General features: G+C 70.8%; 29 protein-coding genes. All 29 read left to right on the top strand.

Annotated elements, in window-relative coordinates:
• The first annotated feature begins 19 nt into the window (after positions 1–19).
• Positions 20–478: a hypothetical protein gene (locus tag ABD086_RS09070; RefSeq protein WP_343907168.1), complete on the top strand. Its 459-nt coding sequence runs from the start codon at positions 20–22 to the stop codon at positions 476–478.
• Positions 478–1314 (top strand): hypothetical protein, encoded by an 837-nt coding sequence (locus ABD086_RS09065; RefSeq protein ID WP_343907167.1) that lies wholly within the window; start codon positions 478–480, stop codon positions 1312–1314. The genes ABD086_RS09070 and ABD086_RS09065 overlap by 1 nt, the downstream gene beginning before the upstream one ends.
• Positions 1311–1640 carry a hypothetical protein gene (locus ABD086_RS09060; RefSeq protein ID WP_343907166.1) on the top strand — a complete coding sequence of 110 codons (330 nt, stop codon included), beginning with the start codon at positions 1311–1313 and terminating at the stop codon, positions 1638–1640. The genes ABD086_RS09065 and ABD086_RS09060 overlap by 4 nt, the downstream gene beginning before the upstream one ends.
• Positions 1637–1852, top strand: coding sequence for a hypothetical protein (locus tag ABD086_RS09055; RefSeq protein WP_343907165.1), 216 nt, complete (start codon positions 1637–1639; stop codon positions 1850–1852). The genes ABD086_RS09060 and ABD086_RS09055 overlap by 4 nt, the downstream gene beginning before the upstream one ends.
• Before the next feature lie 145 nt (positions 1853–1997).
• Positions 1998–3905 (top strand): DNA cytosine methyltransferase, encoded by a 1908-nt coding sequence (locus ABD086_RS09050; RefSeq protein WP_343907164.1) that lies wholly within the window; start codon positions 1998–2000, stop codon positions 3903–3905.
• Positions 3902–5281, top strand: coding sequence for a DEAD/DEAH box helicase (locus tag ABD086_RS09045; RefSeq protein WP_343907163.1), 1380 nt, complete (start codon positions 3902–3904; stop codon positions 5279–5281). The genes ABD086_RS09050 and ABD086_RS09045 overlap by 4 nt, the downstream gene beginning before the upstream one ends.
• Positions 5266–6237 carry a DNA-methyltransferase gene (locus ABD086_RS09040; RefSeq protein WP_343907162.1) on the top strand — a complete coding sequence of 324 codons (972 nt, stop codon included), beginning with the start codon at positions 5266–5268 and terminating at the stop codon, positions 6235–6237. Before ABD086_RS09045 ends, ABD086_RS09040 begins: the two co-directional genes overlap by 16 nt.
• Before the next feature lie 274 nt (positions 6238–6511).
• A complete protein-coding gene (locus tag ABD086_RS09035; RefSeq protein ID WP_343907161.1) occupies positions 6512–6859 on the top strand; it encodes an endonuclease VII domain-containing protein in 348 nt (115 codons plus the stop codon).
• A 21-nt stretch (positions 6860–6880) separates the two neighbouring features.
• A complete protein-coding gene (locus tag ABD086_RS09030; protein ID WP_343907160.1) occupies positions 6881–7357 on the top strand; it encodes an ASCH domain-containing protein in 477 nt (158 codons plus the stop codon).
• Positions 7354–8187, top strand: a complete 834-nt coding sequence (locus ABD086_RS09025; RefSeq protein WP_343907159.1) for a hypothetical protein — start codon at positions 7354–7356, stop codon at positions 8185–8187. Before ABD086_RS09030 ends, ABD086_RS09025 begins: the two co-directional genes overlap by 4 nt.
• Positions 8188–8589: 402 nt before the next feature.
• A complete protein-coding gene (locus ABD086_RS09020; RefSeq protein WP_343907158.1) occupies positions 8590–8859 on the top strand; it encodes a hypothetical protein in 270 nt (89 codons plus the stop codon).
• A gap of 159 nt (positions 8860–9018) precedes the next feature.
• Positions 9019–9207, top strand: coding sequence for a hypothetical protein (locus ABD086_RS09015; protein ID WP_343907157.1), 189 nt, complete (start codon positions 9019–9021; stop codon positions 9205–9207).
• Positions 9200–9457, top strand: coding sequence for a hypothetical protein (locus ABD086_RS09010; RefSeq protein ID WP_343907156.1), 258 nt, complete (start codon positions 9200–9202; stop codon positions 9455–9457). Before ABD086_RS09015 ends, ABD086_RS09010 begins: the two co-directional genes overlap by 8 nt.
• Positions 9454–9837 carry a hypothetical protein gene (locus ABD086_RS09005; protein WP_343907155.1) on the top strand — a complete coding sequence of 128 codons (384 nt, stop codon included), beginning with the start codon at positions 9454–9456 and terminating at the stop codon, positions 9835–9837. Before ABD086_RS09010 ends, ABD086_RS09005 begins: the two co-directional genes overlap by 4 nt.
• Positions 9834–10205, top strand: coding sequence for an HNH endonuclease (locus ABD086_RS09000; protein WP_343907154.1), 372 nt, complete (start codon positions 9834–9836; stop codon positions 10203–10205). The genes ABD086_RS09005 and ABD086_RS09000 overlap by 4 nt, the downstream gene beginning before the upstream one ends.
• Positions 10206–10249: 44 nt before the next feature.
• A complete protein-coding gene (locus ABD086_RS08995; RefSeq protein ID WP_343907153.1) occupies positions 10250–11329 on the top strand; it encodes a single stranded DNA-binding domain-containing protein in 1080 nt (359 codons plus the stop codon).
• A gap of 5 nt (positions 11330–11334) precedes the next feature.
• A complete protein-coding gene (locus tag ABD086_RS08990; protein WP_343907152.1) occupies positions 11335–11547 on the top strand; it encodes a hypothetical protein in 213 nt (70 codons plus the stop codon).
• Positions 11544–11819: a DUF6221 family protein gene (locus ABD086_RS08985; protein ID WP_343907151.1), complete on the top strand. Its 276-nt coding sequence runs from the start codon at positions 11544–11546 to the stop codon at positions 11817–11819. Before ABD086_RS08990 ends, ABD086_RS08985 begins: the two co-directional genes overlap by 4 nt.
• Positions 11816–12040 (top strand): hypothetical protein, encoded by a 225-nt coding sequence (locus tag ABD086_RS08980; RefSeq protein WP_343907150.1) that lies wholly within the window; start codon positions 11816–11818, stop codon positions 12038–12040. The genes ABD086_RS08985 and ABD086_RS08980 overlap by 4 nt, the downstream gene beginning before the upstream one ends.
• Positions 12041–12064: 24 nt before the next feature.
• A complete protein-coding gene (locus ABD086_RS08975) occupies positions 12065–12427 on the top strand; it encodes a WhiB family transcriptional regulator (protein ID WP_343907149.1) in 363 nt (120 codons plus the stop codon).
• Positions 12424–12963 (top strand): hypothetical protein, encoded by a 540-nt coding sequence (locus ABD086_RS08970; protein ID WP_343907148.1) that lies wholly within the window; start codon positions 12424–12426, stop codon positions 12961–12963. Before ABD086_RS08975 ends, ABD086_RS08970 begins: the two co-directional genes overlap by 4 nt.
• Complete coding sequence (locus tag ABD086_RS08965) at positions 12963–13337, top strand: hypothetical protein (RefSeq protein ID WP_343907147.1); 375 nt, start codon at positions 12963–12965, stop codon at positions 13335–13337. Before ABD086_RS08970 ends, ABD086_RS08965 begins: the two co-directional genes overlap by 1 nt.
• Before the next feature lie 132 nt (positions 13338–13469).
• Positions 13470–13874 (top strand): hypothetical protein, encoded by a 405-nt coding sequence (locus tag ABD086_RS08960; RefSeq protein ID WP_343907146.1) that lies wholly within the window; start codon positions 13470–13472, stop codon positions 13872–13874.
• Positions 13864–15768 carry a hypothetical protein gene (locus ABD086_RS08955; RefSeq protein ID WP_343907145.1) on the top strand — a complete coding sequence of 635 codons (1905 nt, stop codon included), beginning with the start codon at positions 13864–13866 and terminating at the stop codon, positions 15766–15768. Before ABD086_RS08960 ends, ABD086_RS08955 begins: the two co-directional genes overlap by 11 nt.
• Positions 15680–17131, top strand: a complete 1452-nt coding sequence (locus ABD086_RS08950) for a phage portal protein (RefSeq protein WP_343907144.1) — start codon at positions 15680–15682, stop codon at positions 17129–17131. The genes ABD086_RS08955 and ABD086_RS08950 overlap by 89 nt, the downstream gene beginning before the upstream one ends.
• Entirely contained in the window at positions 17115–17849 is a 735-nt protein-coding gene (locus ABD086_RS08945) for a VG15 protein (RefSeq protein WP_343907143.1), read from the top strand. Before ABD086_RS08950 ends, ABD086_RS08945 begins: the two co-directional genes overlap by 17 nt.
• An 89-nt stretch (positions 17850–17938) precedes the next feature.
• Positions 17939–18682 carry a hypothetical protein gene (locus ABD086_RS08940; protein ID WP_343907142.1) on the top strand — a complete coding sequence of 248 codons (744 nt, stop codon included), beginning with the start codon at positions 17939–17941 and terminating at the stop codon, positions 18680–18682.
• A 36-nt stretch (positions 18683–18718) separates the two neighbouring features.
• Entirely contained in the window at positions 18719–19108 is a 390-nt protein-coding gene (locus tag ABD086_RS08935; RefSeq protein WP_343907141.1) for a head decoration protein, read from the top strand.
• 13 nt (positions 19109–19121) lie between these two features.
• A complete protein-coding gene (locus ABD086_RS08930; RefSeq protein WP_343907140.1) occupies positions 19122–20159 on the top strand; it encodes a major capsid protein in 1038 nt (345 codons plus the stop codon).
• Positions 20160–20166 lie beyond the last annotated feature (7 nt).

Genomic DNA, 20166 nt, shown 5'->3' with positions numbered 1-20166 from the left:
GGTGGAGAGGAGCGCGGTCGTGAGCTGGGAGGACCAGGTCGTCGAGTGCCCGCCGACCGAGGAGACGAAGCGCGCGATCCGCGCCGGGCTCCGTCGCTTCAACGATGCCGTGCGCGAGTACGGCCCGTCGGACGACTGGGACCGGGCCGTGATCTACGCCGTCATCGAGGCGTTCGCCGCTCAGGGGCAGCCCTTCAGCATCAACGACTGCCGCGACCACCTCCCGCCGGTGCGGAAGGCGCTGATCTCCCGCGGGTTCATCCGGGCACAGCGTGAGGGCCTGATCGAGTGGAAGGGCCGAACGACGCCGTCGACGTTGGAGTCGACCAACGCCGCTGCCGTGAAGGTGTACGTCCCGGTCCGGGACGACTCCCGCCCGCCGGTCACTCCCCCGGCTCCGCGCCGCAAGCAGGTCCCGCCGCCGGTCGCTGTCGATGACGTCGACGAGCCCACCCTGTTCGAGCTGGAGGCGTCGTGATGACCGACACCGTCCAGCTCACGACGGCGGCCGACCTGACCGCGATCCTCCGGCGGCACTACCTGCCCGCCGGCCGGCCGGCGGGCGGCGTGTTCGCCTCCGAGATCGGCTCCCCTGACGGCCGACGCCGCGCCGACGCGCTCTGGATGCCGCTCACCACGTCGGGCGGCACGGGCCTCATCGGCCACGAGATCAAGGTGACGCGCGCCGACGTGATGGTCGAGTTGCAGGACCCCACGAAGGCCGAGCCGTGGCTCCAGTTCTGCGAGCGGTGGTGGCTCGTCATTGCCGACCCTGCCCTGGTCGAGGGACTGGAGATCCCAGAGGCCTGGGGCATCATGTCGCCCCCGTCCGGCCGACGCACGCGGTCCATGACGATCGTGCGGCCTGCGCCGAAGCTGCACCCCAAGAACCCCGCCCCCGGCTTGCAGCGGCTCCTGGCGTGGTCGTTCTACCGGCAGAGCACCGCGCTGGGTGAGGCCGAACGCGACCGTGACCGGTATCAGCGACTCTGGGACGACGCTCGCGAGCGTCTCGCGCAGCGTCAGATAGGGGCGGACACTCCCCACGCCGCACGCGTGCACGACCTGCTGAAGAAGATCGAGGAGGCGGCGGACGCCCGCGAAATCTGGCACCGCGTGGATGACGGCCTGATCGCCGAGACGGTCGTGGACGCGATGGTTGTGCGGGAGGCGACGAAGCGCGCAGCGCGGCAGCTGGAAGGCGTCGCGCAGTCGCTGGAGGACCCCTTCGGCTACGCCAAGCGCCAGGTGGACGCCGCCCTGCGGCTGCTCGCAGCGGGCAGCTCTCCGAACGCTGAGGGCGGTGCATCATGACGCCTCCGAAGAAGCCGTGGGCGTGGTGCAACCGGCCGGGCTGCGAGACGAAGCTGATCTTCGCTCGACGCGCCGGTGCTCCTGCGGACGCGAAGCGCCGCCCATATGAGTGGGAGGACCGCGCCCCGTTCTCGGATCTCGCTGTCGGCTGCCACGTGATCGTCGCCGGCGAGGCCTTCACCCCGCGCGAGCTGATCGAGCACTTCCAGGTCACCTCCGGCGGAATGCCCGAGGACAAGGCCCGCGAGCTCGTTTCTGGCTACCCCTGGCACCGCCCCCACAGGTGCGACAGCACCCCCGCCGACACCAGCAAGGACGCAGCATGACCACCCTCGCCAGCATCGACGCCGGCCGCGTCGCCACCCAGGCCGCGCAGGCGATCGCCTACGAACGGAATCTCGGGGTCCGCTGCACGGTCGCGCTGCTGGTGCAGCCGTTCACCACCCGCGAGGAAGCCCACCGGGTGATCTGCCGGTCCGTCGAGCGTCAGGCACTCCTGGCTGGCTGCGGCCGGGTGCACATCGAGGCCCAGTCGTGACCGGCCTGCAGGAACTCACCAGCCGCTGCGGTCACCACTGCGGTGTGCAGACGTCCACGGACGTCCGGATGGTCGGTCACTGCCCGTGCCCTGACTGCCACGACGGCCCCACAGCTCCGGCCACGACCAGAAAGGTGACCCGCTGATGGAGACCATGCACCTCACCGTCGAGTTCGTCACCGTCAACTGCGGCCCCAAGGACCGCGGAGGCTGCGGCCTGCAGTTCGCGATGACCCGCACCTTCTACGAGCAGACGAAGCGCACCGGGGAGACCTGGTACTGCCCCCGCGGCCACGCCCGCGTCTGGGGCGGCGACACGGTCGAGCAGAAGCTCGCCCAGGCCACCGCCCGCGAGACCGCGCTCCGCGACCAGCTCGAGGCCTCCATCCGGGACGGCGAAGCAGCCCGGGCCGCGCACGCCCGCGACCGCCAGCGCATCGCCAACGGCGTCTGCCCCTGCTGCTCCCGCTCGTTCGAGAACCTCCGCCGCCACATGGCGACCAAGCACCCCGACTACGCCGCCCCCCAGGTGAAGAAGCGGACCCGGTTCGAGTGCGGCTGCGGCCGATCGTTCGACACGTACGCAGGCCTCCGGGTCCACCAGGGCCGGGCGCGCGGTAACGACTGGGAACGCGCGATCGAGACGCACTCCGCCAACCACCCTGACACCGAGCACCTGTGCGCGGACATCCAGAAGGTCGACGTCCGCTACCTGCCGAAGACCGACCTGCTGTGGGCGTCGCCGATCTGCACCGAGCTCTCCCCGGCCGGCGGCCGCCGGCGCCGCCAGGCGGCGGACCAGCCGACCCTCTGGGAAGAGCACGGCCACGTCCCAGCTGAGGCGTTCGAGCGCACCAGGGTCACGTTCTGGGAGGTGCTCCGCTCCGCCGAGGTGCACGAGCACTCGGCGATCCTGGTGGAAAACGTCGTCGAAGCCGCTGACTGGCACCTGTTCCCGACGTGGCTCCACGGCTGGGAGACCCTCGGCTACAACGTGCAGATCGTGTGCGTCTCCGCCGCGCACATCGGCGACGAGGTGAACCAGCACGCCCCGCAGTGGCGCGACCGTCTCTACTTCGGCATCACCCGCCGCGGCGTCCGGCTCCCCGATCTGAAGCCCCGCCCGCTGGCGTGGTGCCCCGCCTGCGGCCACGACGTCGAGGCCGAGCAGGCGTGGAAGCCGGGCGCCCGCCGGATCGCCGGCCAGCCGGTCGGGAAGTACGGGCCCCAGTACCTCTACACCTGCCCCGAGAACCCGGCCCACGGCGTGGTCGAGCCCTACGTGTCGCCCGCCGCGGCCGCGATCGACTGGACCGACCTCGGGCAGCGCATCGGGGACCGCAAGCGGCCGCTCGGCGCGGCCACCATGCGCCGGATCGCGATGGGCGCCGAGACGATCGGCCTCCCGGCGCTCGTCGCGGCGGCCGGGAACACCTGGGACGGCGCCTCGGGCGCGGCGAACGGGTACGTCCGCGCCTGGCCGGTGGACCAGTCCCCGACGCCGGCGCAGGTGAACACCATCCAGAACGGCATCGCCATGTCCGAGCCGTTCGTGTCGATGCTGCGCCGCAACGGGAAGAACCACGGCGTCAGCGGCCCGGTCCCGACGTTCAGCGCCGGCGGCTACCACCACGGCCTCACCATCCCGCCGGGCGCGTTCATCTCCGCCCACCACGGCGGATACGCGGCCGGTGACCCGTCGATGAACCGGCCGGTAACCGAGCCGCTGCGGACGGTCACCGCGAAGTCCACGCGGTCCCTGGTGATCCCGTACCGGAAGGGCGCGAAGCCCTACCCGGCGACGGCGTCGGCGCTGTCGACAATGGCCACCCGGGAAGCCCACGGAATCCTCACCAGCGACGCCGAGGCGATCGCGGTCGAGGACTGCTACTTCCGGATGCTCAAGCCCCGCGAGGCAGCGAACGCCCAGCGGTTCGTGCCCGCCTACGTCATTCACGGCAACCAGGGCGAGCAGCAGATGCAGGCCGGGAACGCCGTGCCCGTCAACGTCGCGCATTGGCTGGGCCGGCAGACCGCGGAGGTGCTCGCGTGAGCACGACGTACGCCGAGTTCCTCGAGCGCCGCGCGCAGCTCGCGCACGGCGGCGGCTTCGAGCCCATCGTGATGCCGGAGCACCTCTTCGACTTCCAGATGCAGCTGGTCGACTTCGCGGTCCGCCGCGGCCGCGCCGGACTCTTCGCGGACTGCGGCCTGGGCAAGACCCCGATGACCCTCGCGTGGGCCGAAAACGTGCACCGCCAGACCGGAAAGCCAGTCCTGATGCTCACCCCGCTCGCGGTCGGGTTCCAAATCGTCGACGAGGCCCACCGCTTCGGCCACGACGCAGCGCTCTCCCGCGACGGGAACGTCTCTGCCCCGATCACGGTCACGAACTACGAGCAGCTCGGGAAGTTCGACCACGAGGACTACGGCGGCGTCGTGTGCGACGAGTCCTCCATCCTGAAGTCGTTCGACGGCGCCACACGTGCCCAGATCACCGAGTTCATGCGGCGCACGCCGTACCGGCTCCTCGCGACGGCAACCGCCGCCCCGAACGACTACACCGAGCTCGGCACCTCCAGCGAGGCCCTCGGCGACCTGGGCTACACCGACGTCCTGACCAGGTTCTTCACCAACAAGAACCGCACGGTCTCGAACCGGTCGCGGTTCGCCGCCACCAGCCGTGACGTCGGGTGGCGGCTGAAGGGCCACGCCGAGGTCCCGTTCTGGCAGTGGGTGTCGTCGTGGGCGCGCGCAATCCGAAGGCCGTCCGACTACGGCTTCGAGGACGGGCCGTTCGTGCTCCCGGAGCTCGTCGAGCGCGTCACCGTTGTCGACGCCGGCCGGGAGGACGACGGCGGACTGTTCGACGTCCCCGCGGTCGGCCTCGCGGAGGAGCGCGCCGAGACCCGCCGCACCCTGACCGAGCGCTGCGAGGCAGCTGCCACCCGGCTCGCCGACGCAGACGCAGCCGTGGCGTGGTGCCACCTCAACGACGAGTCCCGGCTCCTCGCGCAGCTGATCGACGGCGCCGTCGAAGTCACCGGGTCCGACGCGCCCGAGGCGAAGGAGGAGAAGCTCGCGGCCTTCACCCGCGGCGAGATCCGGGTCCTCGTCACGAAGCCCTCGATCGGCGCGTGGGGCCTCAACTGGCAGCACGCCCACCGGATGACCTACTTCCCGTCGCACTCCTACGAGCAGCTGTACCAGGCCGTCCGCCGCATGTGGCGGTTCGGACAGACACAGCCCGTCGAGGTCGACGTCATCACGACCCCCGGCGGCCAGAACGCTCTCGCGAACCTTCACCGCAAGGCCGACCAGGCCGACCGGATGTTCACCGCGCTGGTCGCCCACATGAACGACGCGGCCGCCGCCCCGGCCCGCTCCTACGACACCCCCCTGGAGGTCCCGCCGTGGCTGGCGTCCTGAAGCAGCAGATCACCGACCGGTACGCGATCTACAACGCGGACTGCATGGACGTCCTCGCGGCGCTCCCGGCCGACTCGATCCACGCCGCGATCTACTCGCCGCCGTTCGGGGGGCTGTACCAGTACTCCAGCGACGACCGCGACCTGTCGAACGCCCGCAGCTACGACGAGTTCTTCACCATGTACGGGTTCGTCGTCGACGAGCTCTACCGGGTCACCATCCCGGGCCGCACCGTCGCCGTGCACGCCGCGCTGGTCCCGTCCGGCAACACCGGCCGCGACGCTTACACCGACTTTCCCGGCGACGTCATCCGAGCCCACCAGGCCCGCGGCTGGGCGTTCATCGCCCGGCACGTCATCTGGAAGGAGCCCCTCGGCGTCCGGCTGCGCACGATGGCGAAGAACCTCGCCCACAAAACGATCGTCGACGATGCCGCTCTCGGCGGTGTCGCAGCCCCGGACGAACTGCTGATCTTCCGGAAGCCCGGCGCCTCGGAACCTGTCCACCACCCCGCGGGCCTCACCGGGATCTACGCCGGCTCCGAGGAACCGCCGGCCGACCTCGAGCCCTACCGCGGCTGGACCGGCGACCAGAAGGAGAACCGCTGGTCCCACTGGATCTGGCGCCGCTACGCGTCGAGCGTCTGGGACGACGTACGCATCGACCGCGTGCTGCCGTTCCAGGACGCTAAGGACGAGGACGACGAGAAGCACGTCCACCCGCTCCAGCTCGACGTGATCGAACGGTTCATCGACCTCCGCACCCTCCCGGGCGAGCGCGTTCTCACGCCCTTCATGGGCGTCGGGTCCGAGGTCTACACCGCGGTCCGGATGGGCCGCTACGGCATCGGCGCCGAGCTGAAGCCGTCCTACTACGTCCAGGCCGAGCGGAACATGGCCACCGTCGACGCCCTCGACGCCACCTCCAGCCCCCTCGACCTCGCTGGCGGTGCCTGATGTACGCGATCAGCGGTTCAGCGGGCCAGCTGCTGTCGGTGGCCAGTGGAAGGGTGGCGGTGTGGCGGGTATCCGAGTCCCCGGTCATGCTGGGATCTTCAGTCGCCCTGGGGTGCTGCGAGGCCCCGGAGCCACCTGCAAGTGCGGCTGGCATGACCCACTACCGGGCACTCGCCGTGAGCGCGCGGAGTCGTACGCTCTGCACCTCGCGGAGGCCCGCGCCGAGCGGCTCCGCTCCTGCCGCGACTGCAAGCTCCGCAAGGACCTCAAGTGGATGTCCGCGAAGCCGGGACTCTGCAAGTCCTGTTCGTCGGCTCGCACGCGTGCATGGCGAGACGCGAACCCAGACGAGTGGGAACGCCACCGGCGGCGCTCCTACCTCAAGCAGAAGTACGGCATCACGCCTGAGCAGTACGACGAGATCCTCGCCGCCCAGGGCGGCGTCTGCGCCATCTGTGGCGACCCGCCGGCCGACTCGCGCGGCTATCGGATGCACGTCGATCACTGCCACAGCACGGGCCGCGTCCGCGGCATCCTCTGCGGCCCATGCAACCGGGGCCTGGGGAACTTCGCCGACAACCCCACGCGGCTCCTCGCCGCAGTGGACTACCTCCACCGCTGACACCCTGGGCGGCGCCCGATGATGGCGCTCTCCATCCGTCAGCCGTACCTCTGGGCCATCTGCAGAGGTGGGAAGGACGTCGAGAACAGGGCGAACAAGCGTGGCCAGGAGGCCGCGCGGAAGCAGTTCCTGCCCGCCTCGGGGCGGACGGTGCTGCTGCACGCGTCGTCCAGGTGGGAGGGCGAGGAAGCGTTCCGGGTGGTGCGCCACCGCACCGGCCTCGACGTCACGGCCGGGGGGCCGCGTGCGGACACGGCGTGGTTCGGGGACGGCGGGTTCGTCGCGACCGCCCGGGTGGAGGCGATCCACACCGCTGACGCCTGCTACGACCCGCTGTCGGGTCGCATGTGCTCTCGGTGGGCGGAGGAGAACGCCGCCCACCTTGTCCTCGGTGAGGTCCGGGTCCTCCACCGACCAGTCCCGTACCGCGGCGCCTTGGGCTTGTTCAAGGTCGAGGACGCCACGGTGCTCTCCCAGATCCGGAGGCAGCTCGCATGATCGCGCCCGACGACCCCCGCCACGGCACCCGCGCCGGCTACCAGGCCCACCGCCGCGCGAACGAGGACGCCTGCGACGCCTGCCTCCTCGGCCGGGCCCGGGAGGACAAGAACCTCCGCTACGACCGCCACCGCGGCGTCCAGCTGCTGTACTCCGCCGCCGAGACCTACGCCGTCCTCGAGCCATGGCTCGCGCTCGGCCTCACCTACGGTGGCATCGGGTCCGCCGCCGGCATCGGCGGCACCCACGGATCCCGGATCGGCGAGCAGATCCGCGCCGGCCGCCCCGTCCGCCGCGCCACCTACCTCGCGCTGGCCACCCTCACCGAGGCCGACCTCGACTCGCGGCTCAAGGTCTACTCCGGCCTCACCCAGGCCCGCGTCTTCAGCCTCATGGCCGCTGGTCACCCGCTCTCCGAGATGCCGATCGCCTCCACGGGGAAGTGGCGGTACAGCGACATGGTCACCGTCGGGGTAGCCCGCCGCGTCCGCGACTTCTACGCCGACCACCAGACCATCCCTGGCCGTTCCGCGTTCACCCGCAGCCGCGCACGTCTGGCCGGCCACCAACCACCGGCCGCGTGGGACGACCCCGGCACCCTCGCGTGGCCCCTCGGCTGGACCAGCGACCTCACCACCGTCGACGAGGTCGACGAGGTCGCCGTGCAGCGGATCCTCTCCGGCGAGTGGCGCGGTCCCGCGAACCGCGCCGAGCGGGTCGAGGTGATCCGCCGGTGGACCGCGAGGGGCGGGTCCCTCAACGAGCTCGCCCGCCGCACCGGCTGGAAGACCGACCGGTACTTCAAGCTGTCCGAGCAGGTGGCGTCATGACGGCCGAGACAGCGCGGCACAACCACCGCGACCGGTTCTGTCGAGACCGCGAACCGGGCGAGTGGGTGACGGGTGTCCGGTGTCTCGCCTGCGATCCGCTGCCGGTAGTCACACCGCCCGCTTCCTCGACGCCTGAGGAGGCGTGATGACCGATCGGATCCCACCGCGACACAGCGGTTACCGCCCAGCGCCGAGCACCAGCGGGTTCGATCCCGCGACCGATCCCCGACCTGCGCCGCCGACCGGTCGCGGCGGCGGCTCCCTTCCGATCGAGGAAGCGGCTTCTGGAACGCGGCGTCTGCAATGCGCTTTCGCGCTGCACCGAGGCCGCTACTGCCGCCTGCCCTACGGGCACGACGGCGACCACGCACCGAACCGACAGATCGACCAGGAGACGACCCGATGAGCGGCATCACCCACCCCGACACCGCCCGAGTCCTCCGGGACATCGCCGGCGAGCGCGAGCGTCAGGTCAATAAGAACTGGACCCGCGACCACGACGACCATCACGACACCGACACCCTCGTGCGGCTCTCAGCGTCCTACGCCCGCCGTCAGGGCAAGGGCAAGGCACCCGGCTACTTCGACCGCGAGCGTCTGGTGCAGGCCGCTGCACTGCTCGTGGCTGCCGTCGAGGCGATGGACCGACGGGAGGCCCGCGATGTCGAATGACGACTACACCCCGGCGACCGAGAAAGCGCAGTCGTGGTCCTGCCCCGACTGCGCGTGGATGCAGACCGCCCACCCGGCTTACGGGTGGGCGGCGCACGACGACCGGGCCGTTGAGGTTCACCGGACGGCCCTCTGCCCCGCCCGGCCCGGAGGTGCGCGGTGACACCTGAGGAAAAGGCCGAGAAGCGCGAGGCCGTCATCCAGGGGATGGTCGATAAGGGCTACACGCGAGAGCGGGCCGAAGAGGTCATCGGCTCCATCGCCAAGACCCTGTTCGGCCCCGGTGGGCGATTCAGCGACGTAAGCAATCCACCCGGTTCGACCACGGGTGGTGAGGACCGTGGCTGAGCGCGAAGTGGCCGCCTACGTCATCGGCAAGAGGTACGACTGCGACGAGTGCGGGGCCGAGATGGTCCGCGACGGGGTGGACCCGACGGTCCTGACGACGTGGCCTCCGAAGTACCCACACAGGTGCGCGAACGGGCACGTCGCCAACCTGACCCGGTCCTACCCCGGGCACAACGTCCTGATCACGAACGAGGACGTGCCGCGAGCCATCCGTAGGCGACAGCCGCCGGTCTCCGGGAGCGACTCGTGACGGCCGGCCAGGAGCCGGTGGAGCTCTGCGGCACCCGGCTGTTCGACGAGTCCTGGACCGGCGACCATTCCTTCCATCACCGCCAGCCTCGCGGGATGGGCGGCTCCCGCCGCCGTGAGGTGAACTCCCCAGCGAACGTGATGCTGCTATGTGGCTCTGGCACAACGGGCTGTCACGGGTTCATCGAGAAGTACCGGTCCTCGGCTGAACAGGAAGGCTGGCTGGTCCGCCACGGTCAGGACCCAGCGGAGGTCCCGGTCACGGTGTTCGGCGGATGGAACGCGGTCACGACGATGCAGGGCGTGAAGATCCGCGACCACATCGCGACCAGGCGCGTCCTGCTCACCGATGCCGGCGACTACCAGGAGGTCGCGGCATGACGAACGGGATCATCCCGAGCAAGCGGCGCACCGTCTGGGAGCGGGACGGCGGGGTCTGCCACTACTGCAAGGTGACCCCACCCGATGACGAGCAGACCGTCGACCACGTGTGGCCGAAGCTGCTCGGCGGGACGAACGCCAACACGAACCTCGTCGCCGCATGCTGGGACTGCAACAGCCGGTTCGGCCACCAGACGCACAAGTGCTTCTGCGCCTTCTGCCACGCCGCCCGAGTAGCGCACGCACAGGCCACGCCGACAGCTCGACCGCTGACGCAGCGCATCGGCGACCTGTTCCCCGACCTCGCGCCGACCAATGCCGCCACGGCCCACCAGTCCACCGACGCCCCTGGGGAGGGAGCACGTTGAAGACCGCCCGCACCTGCATCTCGAGGTCGGCCACGAGCCCACGCGTGCTCAGGGACCGGCACCTCGAGGGCTGCGAGAACACGCACTGCGTCGGCTGCCAGCCGTGCCCGGAGCGGCACTGCCGGGTCTGCGGTGACGAGCACGTCACGGTCGACGGCGTCGGCACCGACCAGACCTGTGCATCCTGCATCGGCGAGGTCCGGGAGGACCTGACCCTGATCGGCGTCTACGCGGCCCGGCTCCTCGGTGAGGCGATCGTCCGCGGGATCAACTCGCAGGCCATGGTCCTCGACGGCCCGGTCGCCCGCGCCACGACGTACGCGCTCCGTCTCCGCCGGATCATCGACGGCAGTGCCTGCACACTCGGCGCCGGATGCCCGTTCCACGGCGCCCGGTCCCACGGCCCCACCTGCCGAGGCGACTGCCGGCACCGCTCCTGCGCTCGCATCAACGCACCCTGCCCGGACGCTGTCGCGTTCAACGCCGCGAACCGCGACGAACCCCACCCGACCTGGGTGGTCGGGACCTGGGAGATGAAGGTGCGCGACCACCTGGGCCAGCCCGGCGACGACGCCCCCACCCTCACCGAGGCCCGCGACTACCTCGCCGGGCACCTGACCCGCCTCGCCCACGACCCCGACTTCCCGTTCGAGCAGCTCGGCGACGACCTCGAGCACTGCCGCGAACACCTCGAGAGCGTCCTCCACGACGGCGACCAGGTCGAGAAGGGCGCACCCTGCCAGCGCTGCAAGCGGCCGGTCCTCCGCACCACCGCCGACGACGGGAAGGTCACCTACCGGTGCGAGCACTGCGCCCGCGACCTGTCCGAGACCGAGTACCGGATGGCCGTCCGGTCCGACCACATCGCCAACGCCGACCGCCTCAACGCCACCGACATGGCCGAACGCACCGAGGTCGACGAGTCCACCATCCGACGCTGGGCCTCCCGCCGCACCACACAGCGCCGCGGCGAGAAGCCGGTCATCCACCCGCCGCTCCTCCGCTCCTGCGGCGTCGACGGGAAGAACAGGAAGGTCTACCGGGTCAGCGAGGTCGAGCGGATCCGCGACACCGGAGGAGACCACCGAGGCACCACCATCATCACAACGGAGGCAGCATCATGATCCCCATGTCCACGCCCACCCGCGAGATCCCGACAGGGGTCGCTGCCACCATCCTCGCCATCGGCTGCGCCGGCGGCCTTGTCGCGACCGCCCGGGCCGGCTCCTGGTGGTGGATCCTGTTCGTCGTCCTGCTGCTGGTGACGGCCGCCTCGGCGTACGGTGCGGTCGAGTCGTTCCAGCTCCGGCATCGGGACGAGGAAGGGAACCCGATCGCATGACGCTCACCGACTTCCTGCTGGCGCGCATCGCAGAGGACGTGGCGGGCGCCGAGGCGGCCGACGCTGTCCCGGCCCCGTGGGGCTTCTGGGACGACGGACGCGTGCTGGCCGAGTGTGAGGCGAAGCGGCGGATCGTGGGGCTGCATGGCCGTGTCGACCCCTGCGACGCGCATGATGGGGCGACGCTGGAGACGGTCGAGTGTGACACCCTGCGCGCCCTCGCGGCCGTGTACGCCGACCATCCCGATTACCGCGAGGAGTGGCGACAGTGACGGGTGACTTCGATAGCGGGGTCACCGGGATGGCCCGCAAGCAGGCCGAGCTCAACCAAGCCGCGATCGAGCAGGCCTGCGAGGCAGCGCTTCAAGGTGGCGAGTATGGAGTTCGAATGGTCCGCCACAGCGACGGAACGGTCACTGCCCGGGTCGACCCGGGCGTTCCCTACGGCACCATCCACGAGTACCCGTGGGGCGACACGTCCGGCGAATCGTAGGCGGGACCACCGACGTCCGGTACCGTGAGCATCGAAGGGGTGGACGAGTGCACCCTGAGCACGCCCGGTGAGCCGCACAGGCCCCGGGCGTTCTGCACGCCGGCGGAGGTGAGCACGGTGGTCCTCTTCCACGTCCCGGACTTCGACCGCCCTGCGTGCACGAAGCCGGAGCACCTGCCTCTCGTCGACGCCGCGTTCGACAAGCCCGGCGGCCCCGCCGGCGACCTGATGCGCAAGGCCCTCTGCACCGGCTGCCCCGCCTCCGACGCGTGCCTGAGCGAGGCCATGACCCGCGGCGAGTGGGGTATGTGGGCCGGCACGACCGGCAACTCCCGCACCCGACACGGGGCACCGAAGCCGATCATCAAGCGGTCGAAGGTCGCGTGACCGACACGACCGCGCACCAGTGCGCGTACCCCGAGGTGAAGGTCGGCCACGACCTGGCCGACGGCGAACTGCTGAAGGTCGGCGACCGCATCCTGGTCCCGTGCCCGGACTGCGGAGCCACACCTCGCGACGAGCTCGACTGGTGCACCGGCACCATCGAGCAGACCGAGAAGGCGTTCACCCGGCTCGCGCTCGACCGGGGCATGTCGCTGTACCACTGGTCCCCGACGAAGAACCGCGGCGGCATCATCCGCCGCGGCCTCGTCCCGCACCGCCGCCCAACCACGCACGCCACGCCCTCGTGGCGCGCGCCCTACGTCTGCTTCGGCGACACCGTCGCGTGGGCATGGGCGCTGTCCGGCGCTCAGCGGTCCGCGCCAGCAGGCTCGTGGGACCTGTGGGAGACACGCATGGGGGACCTCACCGAGCCGCGCATCCTGCCCGTCGACGACGTCAACGGCATCCACGAGATCCGCACCGAGCACCGCGTCTACAAGCGGCACCTCTGGTACGTCGGTACGCGGGTCAAGAGCTGATGGCCAGGCGGGCCGACGGCAGCCACACCAGCCAGGCGACCGAGCGCGCCGCCGAGCATCGTGCCGAGCGCGAGGCGTGGGCGCCGACCGTGGCGACCGGGACGGTCGAGTGCAGGCGCGGAGACCAGTGCCGGATGCAGGACCACCGCATCCTGCCCGGGCAGGCGTGGGACCTGGGCCACCCGGACAACGTCTGCTCGGCACCCACGGCGCCCGAGCACGAGCGGTGCAACCGGTCGACGTCGACGTGGAAGGCGCAGGCCAAGAAGCGGCCGGCGCCGGCGCACCCGTCGCAGCTGACCCGCGCGTCCGCGCGCGGTACCCAGGGGGGGTACCCCTCCCCCACCCCCAAGACTTCAGGACCGCGGGCATAGCACTCCCGACCATGCGTGCCCGGTCGTCCTGTGTTTTTTCGCTGATCTGACGCCCCGGCCGCCGCACGGTGGCCGCAGCTCGAGCCCCGCACGGGGGTCGGGCGACAGGGCGAGTCCCGCACGGGAGGAACCATGGCCGCACGCACCGCGACGCGCCCCGTACCCCGCACGCTCGAGGCCGCAGGCAAGAAGCTGTGGCGCGAGATCGCCGGCGAGTACGAGCTGCGTCCCGACGAGTACCGGGTGCTCGAGGACGCCTGCCGAGAGGCCGACCTCATCGAACTGCTCGCGAAGGCGCAGCGCGACGAGCCGCTCCTCATCGAGGGCTCCCAAGGGCAGATGGTCCTCAACCCGCTCGTCTCCGAGCTGCGGCAGCACCGAGCCACGCTGTCCGGGCTGCTCGCGAAGCTGAAGCTGCCCGACCTCCCCGACGAGGGCGAGGGCAGCGGCGGCGGTGGCCAGCCGGCGCCCGCCAACGACCGGTCGGCGAAGGCGCGAGACGCGGCGAACGCCCGCTGGTCTCGCCGTGGCGCGTAGACGGTCGGCCGCCGCGAGGTCGAAGTCGACCTCGATCAAGGACCAGATCGACGACTGGATCCGGTGGTGGAAGCTCGAGCTAGCCGCGGTCGCGCCGCCGGCCGAGCTCGAGTGGGAGCCGATCAAGGTCGGGCCCACCTGGCAGTGGGACAACGGCTGGGTCCTCCCGGAGAAGACGCTCGGCTGGAACGTCCTCGCCTGGTGCGCGGTCTGGCTGCGGGACAAGCGCGGCGACCCGTGGATCTTCACCCCGGAGCAGGCGCGGTTCATCCTCTGGTACTACGCCGTCGACGAGCACGGCGATTTCCTGTACCACTCGGCGGTCCTGCAGCGGCTGAAGGGCTGGGGCAAGGACCCGATCGCCGCGTGCATCGCGCTCGCCGAGTGCTTCGCGCACGTCCGGTTCTCCCACTGGGACGACGCCGGTGAGCCGGTCGGCCGCGAGGAGCCGAACGCCTGGGTGCAGATCGTCGCCGTGTCGCAGGAGCAGACGCGGAACACGTTCAAGCTGTTCCCCGGGCTGGTGTCCGCAGAGGCCAGGAAGCACTACGGCATCCAGGTCGGCAAGCTCAACGTCTACGGGCTCGCGGACACTCGGCAGATCCAAGCCGTTACCTCGTCGCCGGCCGCGATCGAGGGTGGCCGGCCCACGCTCACCATCCGCGCAGAGACCCAGAACTGGGACTCGTCGAACGGCGGCCACGACATGGCCGGCGCGATGGAGGGCAACGCGGCCAAGTCCGAGGGCGGCCAGGCGCGGATGCTGGACATCTGCAACGCGTTCCGGCCCGGCGGCGAGTCCGTCGGCGAGAAGGCGCGCGAAGCGTGGGAGCAGACCCAGGGCGACGACGCGATCGACGACTACGGCCTCATGTACGACTCGCTCGAGGCGCCGCCCGAGGCGCCCCTGACAGCGGAGGACGCGCCAGCGGTCGTCCGGTCGATCTCCGGGGACTCCTACTGGCTCGACACCCGGCCGCGCGGCCGGATCGTGAAGTCGATCCTGAATCCGCAGAACCCAGCCAGCGAGTCGCGGCGGAAGTGGTACAACCAGATCACCGCGGTCGAGGAGTCCTGGGCCGACCCGCAGGAGTTCAAGGCCTGCGAGCGCGACAGCGACCTCGCGGCCCGGACCGAGCTGGTGATGTTCCTCGACGCGTCGAAGTCCGACGACTCGACGGCGCTGGTCGCGTGCCGGGTCTCCGACGGCCGGGTGTTCGCGCTGAAGGTGTGGCAGAAGCCCCCCGGTCACTCGACCGCCGCCGGCGCCCCGGCCTGGACGGTCGACCGGGCCGACGTCGACCACGAGGTCACCAGGTGTTTCAACACGTACCGGGTGGTCGGGTTCTGGGTCGACCCGTCGGACGCCCGTGACGACGAGACCGGCGAGCGGTACTGGGAGAACCTCTGCGACGAGTGGGCCCGCCGGTACGGCCGGCGGCTGAAGCTCAAGGCGGTCCGCACCGGCGACCACAAGCACGCCGTCGTGTGGGACATGCGGTCGAAGGTCCGGATGAAGCAGTTCACCGAGGCCGCGGAGCGCACCCAGACCGACATCGCGAACGGTGACCTGACCTACGCGCCGCACGCGCTCCTCGAGCAGCACGTCCGCAACGCCCGCCGGGCGCCCAACGAGCACGGAATCTCGCTGTCGAAGGAGCACCGCGAGTCCGCACGGAAGGTCGACGCCGCCGTCGCGATGGTCGGCGCCCGGCTGATGTGGCGGTTCTACCTGACCCAGCTCCAGCAGCAGCGCGAGAGCGACAAGAAGACCCGGATGAACCAGCAGAAGGTGGTGGTGATGCGTGGCAACACCCGTCGACGCGGCACCCGCGCTTCTGGCCGGGCACAGGCTGCTCGAGGACGAACTCGGTCCCTACCTGCAGCTGCGTAAGCAGCTCCAGAGCCACGCCACGAAGAACCGCGAGCTGGAGAGCTACTACGAGAGCTCGCAGAAGGTTCGCCAGCTCGACATCGCGATCCCGCCCCACCTGAAGGACCTCATGGTCGCGGCCGGTTGGGGCGGCACCGCGATCGACGTGATCGAGGAGCGGCTGAACTGGTCGGAGTTCGTCTCCGCGGGCGACCTCATGGGCCTGGACGAGATCTACGTCGACAACGACCTCGACGTGGAGGCGCCGCTGGCCCAGCTCGACGCGCTCATCTCCGGCGTCTCGTTCGTCACCGTCGGCACCGGCGACGCCGACAAGGACGAGCCGCCGATCCTCGTCACCGCCGAGTCCCCTGCCGACTGCACCACCCTGTGGGACTACCGCCGCCGCATGAGCGTCGCGGCGCTGTCCCGCACCGTCGGACCGACCGGACGGGTCGACATGGAGACCCTCTACCTGCCGGACAAGACGATCTCTCTCGAGCGCGGCCGCGACGGGCGCATGGAGGTCGTCGACCGGGACGACCACGAGAAGGGCCGCGTTCCCGTGTCGCGGCTCGTCAACCGCGCCAGGACGTCCCGCAAGGGCGGACGCTCCGAGCTGACCCGGGCGGTCCGATACTACGTCGACGCCGCGATCCGGACGCTGCTCGGCATGGAGGTCAACCGGGAGTTCTACACCACCCCTCAGCGCTGGCTCATGGGCGCTGACATGTCCGTCTTCCAGGACGAGGAAGGCAAGATGGCCGACGCGTGGGCGGCCGTCGCCGGGCTCATGCTGGCGATGCCGCGGCCGTTCGACAAGGACACTGAGCAGTGGGGCGAGCTCCCTCAGGTGGGCCAGTTCGCGGCGGCGCCGCCGACCCCGTACATCGACCAGGTGCGGGCCTACTCCATGCTGCTCGCCGCGGAGGTCGGTATCCCGGCGTCGTACCTCGGGTACGCGACCGACAACCCGGCGTCTGCGGACGCGATCCGAGCCGGCCAGGACCGGCTCATCAACCGCAGCCTGCGCCGGCAGCGAGGCTTCACCCAGGGGTGGCGCGACGTTGCGTACAACGCGCTGCTGTGGCGCGACGGAAGGGTCGACGTCGACAAGCTGAAGCAGGTCGCCCCGGACTGGACCAACCCGGCGACCCCGACGCCGCAGGCCGCGGCCGACGAGGCCACCAAGTTGATCGGTGCCGGTGTCCTTCTCCCCGACTCCGAGGTCACCTACAAGAGGGTCGGCCTCACCCCGATCGAGCGCGCGCAGCTCCGGTCCGAGAAGCGGCGGGCCGCGGCCCGGCAGATGGTGTCCGACCTCGCGGCGGCCAACAGCAACGTGATCGACCTCGCTGCGCGGCGTCGTGGCCAGCAGGGCTGAACTCGACGCCCAGGCCGCGGCGCAGGCCACGGTCGTCGCGACAGCGTGGGCGCAGTTCCAGGCCGCGTACGCCGGCCTCGGGCTGACGCCGGCGCAACTCGCGACCAACGAAGGAATCCAGGCGCTCCGGGACCTGTTCGCGGACTTCATCGCCGCGTGGGGCGAGGTTGCCGGCACGCTGGCCGCGGACTTCTACGACGAGCTGCGCGACCAGGCTGGCATCCCGGGCTCCTTCCAGGCACTCGTGCCCGACCCGCTCGACTCGGCGCAGGTCGACGGCATCGTCAGTTGGGCCGTCACCCCGCCCCGCGACGTCGACGAGCTCGACATCGAGACGATGCTCGCCAAGATCGAGGGCGCCTCGCAGCGGCTGATCCGGCAGGCGCAGCGGGACGCCCTCAACGAGTCCGCCCGCCGCGACCCAGCCCGGCCACGGGTCGCCCGGATCCCGATGGGGGCCGAGACGTGCGCGTTCTGCCTCGTACTCGCATCGCGCGGCTACGTGTACCGGTCCGAGACCAGCGCCGGCCGGAACAACAGCTACCACGACTTCTGCGACTGCGAGCAGGACGTCACCTGGTCATCGAACCCTGAGCCCCCGGACGGCTACGACCCCGGCGAGCTGTACGGCAAGTACGACGCCGCACGCAGGGCCGCCGGCAGCTCCGACCTCCGCAAGATCCTCCGCGAGCTCCGCCTCCAGGAGGGCATCCGCTGATCTTCCGCCCGCACGGGCGGCTGGCAACACCCACTCATCGCGTGCGCCGCACGGTGCCGCGACCGATCCCGCACGGGAGACACCCTGCTATGAGCACTGCTGCACTGCCGACCCACCCGACGCTTCGTCACCCCCGCACGGGGCTGGCGCTGCAGGCCATCGGGCTCCACCCGCGAACGAAGCTGCCGCTCTGGCCGATCCTCGGTGCCGCCGAGGACGACTGGTCGTCGGTGTTCGAGGGGAAGACCCCCGACCAGGTGAAGAAGGAGCTCGAGGACGCCCTGGCGGCCGCGAGCGGAGGGACCGACGACAGCCCGTGGACCGAGCTGTTCAAGGACATGAAGCCCGAGGACGTCAAGACCGCGCTCGAGGAGTCCCGCAAGTGGGAGTCCCGGGCGAAGGGCAACAAGACGAAGGCCGACCAGTTCGACGAGCTGGCCAAGCTCATCGCCGGCGAGTCCGAGGATGAGCCCGACGCCGACAAGCTCAAGTCCGAGCTCACCGCTGCACAGCGGCAGGCCCGGGCGACCCAGATCGAGAACGCGGTCCTGAAGAGGCACGGCAAGCACGACGCCAACGCGGCGCTGCTGGTCGACTCCCGCACCTTCATGGACTCGGTCCGCGATCTGGACCCGTCGGCCGACGACTTCGCCTCGAAGCTCGACGCCGCGATCAAGAAGGCCGTCGACGACAACGACGCGTTCAAGGTCGCGCCCACCGCGACCCGGCCGAAGCCGGTCCGGCAGCAGGGCACTCCCTCCGACGGCAAGCAGGGCGGGTCCGTCGCCTCCGGGCGCGAGGCCTACGAGCAGCGGCACGGCAAGAAGTCGTAGCCGCACCACCCCGACCATCTCCCGAAGGAGTCAACGATGGACCTCTCCATCAAGACCACCACCTACGGCCAGGACAACCAGTCCTGGCTCGGTGCGGCGCACGGGACCGACGACGGTGTCGGCATCACGCTGGACACGTCGGCGTTCACCTCGGGCACGCACTACCCGGACGGGTTCTTCCTGTCCGGCATCCCACTGGGCAAGATCACGGCGACCGGCCTGTACGGGCCGTACAACAACTCGGCCTCGGACGGCACCGAGGTCTGCGCCGGCCACCTCCTCTCGCCCGTCAAGGCGCCCTCCTCGACCTCGGTCGACGTCCAGGGCGTCCTCTTCCACCACGGCACCGTCGTGGAGGCCAACCTGCCCGTCTCGATCGACTCCGACGGCAAGACCGACGGCGCCGGCCGGATCAAGTACATCTGAGAGGCAGTGACCCATGTTCCTGATCACTGACTACATCGACCCGGCCGAGCTGACGGGCTACACCCGCGCCGCGCTCGCCGACTTCGAGCAGAACCAGTTCACGCTCGCGCGGTTCCTGCCGTCCCGCAACATCGACGACCTCGACTACCGGTTCACCGCCGGCGGCGAGGGCCTCGTCGACGCGGCGACGTTCCGCGTGTACGACGCCCCGAGCCCGTTCGGGACCCGCAAGGGCGTCCAGCGCGTGTCCGGCGAGCTGCCGCCGATCTCGCGGCAGCTGCGGCTCAACGAGTACGACCGGCTCCGCCTCCGCGCGGCCGGCGACGACGCCATCCTCAACGCGATCTACGCCGACGCCCGTCGCCTCGCGCGGCAGATCGCGGCCCGCATGGAGATGGCCCGCGGCGAGGCCCTCTACAAGGGCAAGATCGTGCTCTCCGAGAACGGCGTGGTGGCCACGGTCGACTTCGGTCGCGCCGCCGGTCACACCGTCACCGCCGGCACCGCGTGGACCGACACCGCCACGTCCACCCCGATCACGAACCTCGTGTCCTGGGTGGACACCTACGTGGCGGCGAACGGCGAGAAGCCGGGCGTCGCGCTGGTGTCGACCCGGATCGCGCGGCTCATGCAGCGCAACGCCGAGGTCATCAACGCCGTCGCCGGAGCGGCCGCCGAGCGCACCCGCGTCACCGCGGAGGAGCTCAACGCCCTGCTGCAGTCCGAGGGGCTGCCGCCGATCGAGGTGTACGACGCCCAGGTCAACGTCGGCGGATCCGCGACCCGGATCATCCCCGACGACCGCGTCGTCCTGGCGCCCGCGCCCGGCGACCCGAACGACCCGGAGAGCACCGACCTCGGCGCCACCCTGTGGGGCACGACGGCCGAGGCGCTCGAGGACGAGTACGCGATCGAGTCCCCGGACCAGCCGGGCATCGTCGCGGGCACGTACAAGAGCCCCGACCCCGTCGCGGTGTTCACGAAGGCGTCCGCGATCGGCCTGCCGGTCATGGCGAACCCGAACCTGACGTTCGCCGCCGACGTCGCCTGACCTGAAG

This window comes from Nocardioides aquiterrae, assembly GCF_039526625.1.
Classification (GTDB): domain Bacteria; phylum Actinomycetota; class Actinomycetes; order Propionibacteriales; family Nocardioidaceae; genus Nocardioides; species Nocardioides aquiterrae.
This window is presented reverse-complemented; position numbering and strand designations above follow the sequence as displayed.

Coding starts and splice junctions, on each gene's coding strand:
- ABD086_RS09035 (WP_343907161.1), top strand. CDS start 6,512: ATGTCCGCGAAGCCGGGACTCTGCAAGTCCTGTTCGTCGGCTCGCACG.
- ABD086_RS08990 (WP_343907152.1), top strand. CDS start 11,335: ATGTCCACGCCCACCCGCGAGATCCCGACAGGGGTCGCTGCCACCATC.
- ABD086_RS09020 (WP_343907158.1), top strand. CDS start 8,590: ATGAGCGGCATCACCCACCCCGACACCGCCCGAGTCCTCCGGGACATC.
- ABD086_RS08985 (WP_343907151.1), top strand. CDS start 11,544: ATGACGCTCACCGACTTCCTGCTGGCGCGCATCGCAGAGGACGTGGCG.
- ABD086_RS09030 (WP_343907160.1), top strand. CDS start 6,881: ATGGCGCTCTCCATCCGTCAGCCGTACCTCTGGGCCATCTGCAGAGGT.
- ABD086_RS09065 (WP_343907167.1), top strand. CDS start 478: ATGACCGACACCGTCCAGCTCACGACGGCGGCCGACCTGACCGCGATC.
- ABD086_RS08940 (WP_343907142.1), top strand. CDS start 17,939: ATGAGCACTGCTGCACTGCCGACCCACCCGACGCTTCGTCACCCCCGC.
- ABD086_RS09050 (WP_343907164.1), top strand. CDS start 1,998: ATGGAGACCATGCACCTCACCGTCGAGTTCGTCACCGTCAACTGCGGC.
- ABD086_RS08930 (WP_343907140.1), top strand. CDS start 19,122: ATGTTCCTGATCACTGACTACATCGACCCGGCCGAGCTGACGGGCTAC.
- ABD086_RS09055 (WP_343907165.1), top strand. CDS start 1,637: ATGACCACCCTCGCCAGCATCGACGCCGGCCGCGTCGCCACCCAGGCC.
- ABD086_RS09000 (WP_343907154.1), top strand. CDS start 9,834: ATGACGAACGGGATCATCCCGAGCAAGCGGCGCACCGTCTGGGAGCGG.
- ABD086_RS09025 (WP_343907159.1), top strand. CDS start 7,354: ATGATCGCGCCCGACGACCCCCGCCACGGCACCCGCGCCGGCTACCAG.
- ABD086_RS09060 (WP_343907166.1), top strand. CDS start 1,311: ATGACGCCTCCGAAGAAGCCGTGGGCGTGGTGCAACCGGCCGGGCTGC.
- ABD086_RS08965 (WP_343907147.1), top strand. CDS start 12,963: ATGGCCAGGCGGGCCGACGGCAGCCACACCAGCCAGGCGACCGAGCGC.
- ABD086_RS08960 (WP_343907146.1), top strand. CDS start 13,470: ATGGCCGCACGCACCGCGACGCGCCCCGTACCCCGCACGCTCGAGGCC.
- ABD086_RS08935 (WP_343907141.1), top strand. CDS start 18,719: ATGGACCTCTCCATCAAGACCACCACCTACGGCCAGGACAACCAGTCC.